Source organism: Steroidobacter sp. (assembly GCF_016790065.1).
Taxonomy (GTDB): Bacteria; Pseudomonadota; Gammaproteobacteria; order Steroidobacterales; family Steroidobacteraceae; genus Steroidobacter.
The window spans coordinates 1-4,380 of sequence record NZ_JAEUPY010000661.1 but is presented as its reverse complement, the minus strand read 5'-3'; the positions used below and the strand labels follow the sequence as shown (position 1 = coordinate 4,380).

Genomic DNA, 4,380 nt, shown 5'->3' with positions numbered 1-4,380 from the left:
CGTGACGCTCGATGTCTTCCAACAGACCGACGGTGGCGATGTCTTCTAGCGAAGTGCCCGTCGCGAAGCGGCTCAAATTACCAGACTAAGGCGTGATCCAGTTTTGCTGACGCAAGGTGACCGTCGTGCCGTCGGCCACTTCGATGCCGCCGCGATTGCTGGCGATGTTGTAGCTACCAAAGCCGCCGGACTGGAAGAACTCTGGAGTCAGCGACAGCGTGTCGGCATCGCCCTGCTCACAGTTGGCGCTCTCCTCAGCGATACACACGCCAGTGGTCTGCACCGACAAGCTACCGCCATTCTCGAAGCCGTACGCACGCAGCTCGCCGTCGAGCGTCATGGTCGTAGCAGGATCGGTAACGTCCGCTGATTGCGTGTTGCTCAGAGAGATCGATCCGGCATCGCCGCTCACGAGTTTGCCGCCGCTGGTGAGCTGCGCGCCGCCCGATGCGTCGATGACGCTGCCCGACTCGAGCACCAGCGAATTTCGTTGCGCTTGCAGCTTCACACTGCCGCCGTCGATGGCGAGCGGCGCAGTGTCGACAGCGCCACCGTTGGCGTTCGCGGTGTCATTCACCCAGGTGCCGCTGGTGTCGAGCGTAGCTCCGCTCTTCACCACCAACCCATCGCCCAATGCAGCCGCGGTCAAGGTGGGACGCGCGGTGAGCGCAATCTCACCGCCATGACTCGTGATGGAACCGGCGACTTCAATCGCGCCGGCCGTTACATTCATCACACCGCCGGGCGACAACACCACATCGGCGTCCTGCGCCACTGTGACGTTGCCATTCGCACGCAGAGTGAGGTTGCCGACGCGATTGGTGCCGAACAGATCGCTGCCCAGTAACACCGTGCTACCGATGTCGCCGAGCGAGCCCGTCAGCGGGTCGAAGTCAGCGGCCAACTGTTGAGCCGTGCTGCCGGACAGGATCACATCGCCGATCGCATAGTCAGGCTGTTCACCGCCAGCAGCTGTTTTACCCAGAATGAGCGTGCCGCTCAAAGGCAACTCGTCATAGGGACGATACAGCGCGGAGGCATCGGTGAGATCGCTGCTCAACTGCCGCTGATAGCGTCCGACCACGGTCTCTGCTTTGATGCTGCCATCGAGCACGGCTCGATTCGACACCACCTGCAAGGTGCCGGCGTCCTTGCCTTCGACATAGCCTTGTTCGTAGTAGCCCTGCGTGCCGCCTGCAGTGAAGGTTCGCGTCAGGCCCCAGCGCTGGTCGTAGACTGTGTGCGTGCCGCTGCTGGTCACGCCGACGTATTCGCGACTCGGGTCGGCATCAGCGATGTCATAGATCCTGCCGTTGGCGCCGAGCACGTTGGAGGTATTGATGTAACCGCCGGTGTACGTGATCGAACCGCCGGACAGGTCGATGGTCGAGCCACGGTCGAGAATGACCTCGCCCTTGGACAACAGATTCACGGTGCCGCCGGTGAGGCTGCGCTCATGAACATTCTTCTGAATGCCGCCCACCCAGCCGGCCAGATCGCCGATGGGGCTGCCCACCCATTCCGTGCCATCTTCACGAGTGCCGCTGCGTCGAAGGTCGACATAGACCGTCTCGCCGCGCAAGGCGCTGTCTCGCTGCAACTCGCTGTCAGCCAGCTCGTCACCGCGCAACTCGACTTTGATTACATTGCTTTCGACGCTCTTGGTGATGTCCACGCCGGAAACATCGATCAGCGCGCCGTTCGCCACATAGATTCGGGAGTTGTCGGCGGCCGAGCTGACTTCGGTGGCCAACTCCTTCACCTTCGCCAACGTATTGTTGGTGATGACGTTGCAGTCGCTGCACGCAGCCAAGGTCACTTCGCCATGCGGGGCGACGATGCGTGCGTCCTTCTCTACGACGATCTTTTCGCCGATGGCGACCACTTGAGACGTGGGCTGAGCATTGCTATCCACCGTAGTGTCGTCGCTGGCGTCCAGCTGCACTTCGGTAGAGCTATTGCTGCCCAAGATCAGCGTGCCGCCGGTGGCGCCAGTGAGCGTGACATCTTCGCCGGTCGCGCTGTGGACCGATCCGCCATCGCGGGCGACCAAGCGAATCGAGCCGGCTTCGTTCACCGACGTGGTCGCGGTGAGACGCCCGAGCTGATTTACTGCCGCGCCGGCCAGCGTGATGTTGCCGCGTTCGGCGATGATCTGACCGACCAGCTGCGTGGGATCAGTGACGCCGGCATTGTTCTCACGCCCGTTGACCACGGTGCCGCCGGTGCCGACCTCGACCCATACGCCGCGCAGGTTTTTATCCGTGCTGCTGGCGAGATACACCGAATCGCCTGCCGCCAGCACAGTCTGGCCACCCGGCGTCTTGATGGAGCCGTAGTTGTAGACGTTCGGCGCGAACATGAACACCTGGCCGCCATCTTTGGTGGTGATGGTGGCGCCGTCGCCGACCACGATATCGCCGCTGCTGAGAACGTTACCGTTAGCATCCCGGAACAACTGAAACGCCGACTGGCCGGCTTGGCCAGCTGCAGTGAGGTCGGTGCTGCCATCGGCTTTCAACGCCAGGCTGGAAATATCCAGCGAACTCGCAATCAAGCCCGCAACGTTCACTACCGAGCCTTCACCGAACACCACACCGTTCTGGTTGATCAGATAGATACGGCCGTTGGCGGTGAGATTGCCCAGAATCTGCGAGGCGCCGTTCTGATAGATGCGGTTGAGCGCCACCGAATCGCTATTGGGCTGAACGAAATTGACGCTGCTGTCGCGGGAGATATTGAAGCTCTGCCAATGCAACACCGCATTGGCGGCGTTCTGATTGACGGTCATCGTGTTGCCGGTGACGTTGAGCCCGGACACACCGCTCAATGCATTGTTGATGACGCTATTGCTGTTGCCGCAGGACGCGCCCGAGACGCAGATCACCGGCAGTTCGGCCTGCGCCGACGAAACGAACAAACCCGCCGTGAAGGCGAGCGACACGCCAGGCAGCCAGCCCAAACGTCGCGCGCGCGTGCGTAGTGCCCGCCGCACCGCGTCGGTCAACAGCCCGCCGTTCAATCCCTGCGTCATCGACTCACTCATGCCCATCTCTAAACCTCAAAACGCGTAACGCAGCCGGAAATGAATGCGCGAATCGCCCTTCTGCACATCGTCCCAATCCCGCAGGGGATAGGCCCAGTCGAGCGCTGCCTCCATGCCGCCAAAGCCGACGAAACGTAGACCGGCGCCAGCACTCCACAGATTGAAACCTCGCGACACGGCGTTGCCGTCATCATCGATCTGCGAAAGCTGGGTGAGATGTGCAGCGTCGTAGAAGACAAAGCCGATCAACTGCTGTGCGTACTCGCCGAACCAGTGATGCATGGACGGCGAGCGAATCTCGACAGTGCCACCGACGCCGCGATCGCCCATCAGCGCCGACTCCACATAGCCGCGCACGCCATCCGCGCCACCACTGGCGAACTGCTCGTTGCTGATCAACGAATCGGGCGCCCACTGCGCCACAGCCTTGAGGTACAACGCCGAACCCGCCCAAAGCTTTTGTAGATGCGAAGCATCGCCCCGCAGATAGAAGAAGCTCGCATTGGCGTCGGCGCGTTTGTAACTGAACTCCGCTTGGTCGTTGACCAAGCCGCGCAAACCGATGTTGGCGTTGAGATTGAATCCAGTCGTGCTGGTGTCACGGCCGAGTACGCCGCTGTAACCGGCGGTCCAAGTCATGTAGCGAATCGGCGTGGTGTCGGTGGTGCCGTCGGCCAGCACGATGTCGTCTTCGAAGCTCTTGTAGTCGGCACCTAACGTGATGTTCTGCGAGTAGCCGCCCATGATGGGCAGCCGTGTGATGTAGCGCAGTCCATAGATATTGCCGGTACCCAGCACCGACAGATCGCCACCGGTGTTCACCACCGCGAAGTCGCTGTTGGTATCGACGGCGTAGACCGCGAGCATGTTGCCGTTGGACAGCGGCGCCAGATACGTGCCCGCCAGCACACGGGTTTCGTCCAGATCCTCGGGAGAGGTCTGGTATTGCAGCGACAGGCTGTGGAACTTCTGAAACAGATTGTCGTAGCTCAAGTTCACGCTGGCGCGCGTGTGGGTGGTGTTGGCGCTGTAGCGATCGTTGACTTCGACGCTGCCGTGAAACGGCAAGCTGTCCTGCACTTTGAGCTCGATGTCGACCGTGCCTGGAGAGCGACCGGCCTTCAACACCGGGGTGATGGAGCGATCACGCGACTGCTGGTTGATCTGGCCCAGCTGAGTCTGCAACTCCGGCAGGCTCATGACTGAGCCGGATTGGAGTGCCGTTAGCTCGCTGCGAATGGCACCGTTGGAAAAGTAACGCGCGCCGGTAACTCGCACTCGGTCCAACCGGCCTTCGGTGACCTTGAGGCGGACGATGCCCTCATCCACCGTCT

2 protein-coding genes are annotated in these 4,380 nt (G+C 61.5%); both read right to left on the bottom strand.

Going from position 1 to position 4,380, the window contains the following annotated elements; all coding sequences use genetic code 11:
* Nucleotides 1-85: 85 nt before the first annotated feature.
* Nucleotides 86-3,046 carry a filamentous hemagglutinin N-terminal domain-containing protein gene (locus JNL55_RS27340; RefSeq protein WP_293862073.1) on the bottom strand — a complete coding sequence of 987 codons (2,961 nt, stop codon included), beginning with the start codon at nt 3,044-3,046 and terminating at the stop codon, nt 86-88.
* 15 nt (nt 3,047-3,061) lie between these two features.
* Nucleotides 3,062-4,380: ShlB/FhaC/HecB family hemolysin secretion/activation protein (locus JNL55_RS27335; protein ID WP_293862070.1), on the bottom strand; the 1,319-nt coding region annotated here is incomplete at its 5' end.

Bases quoted from the DNA above. Each gene is read 5' to 3' on its own strand.
- JNL55_RS27340 (WP_293862073.1), bottom strand. From the start codon at position 3,046: ATGAGTGAGTCGATGACGCAGGGATTGAACGGCGGGCTGTTGACCGAC.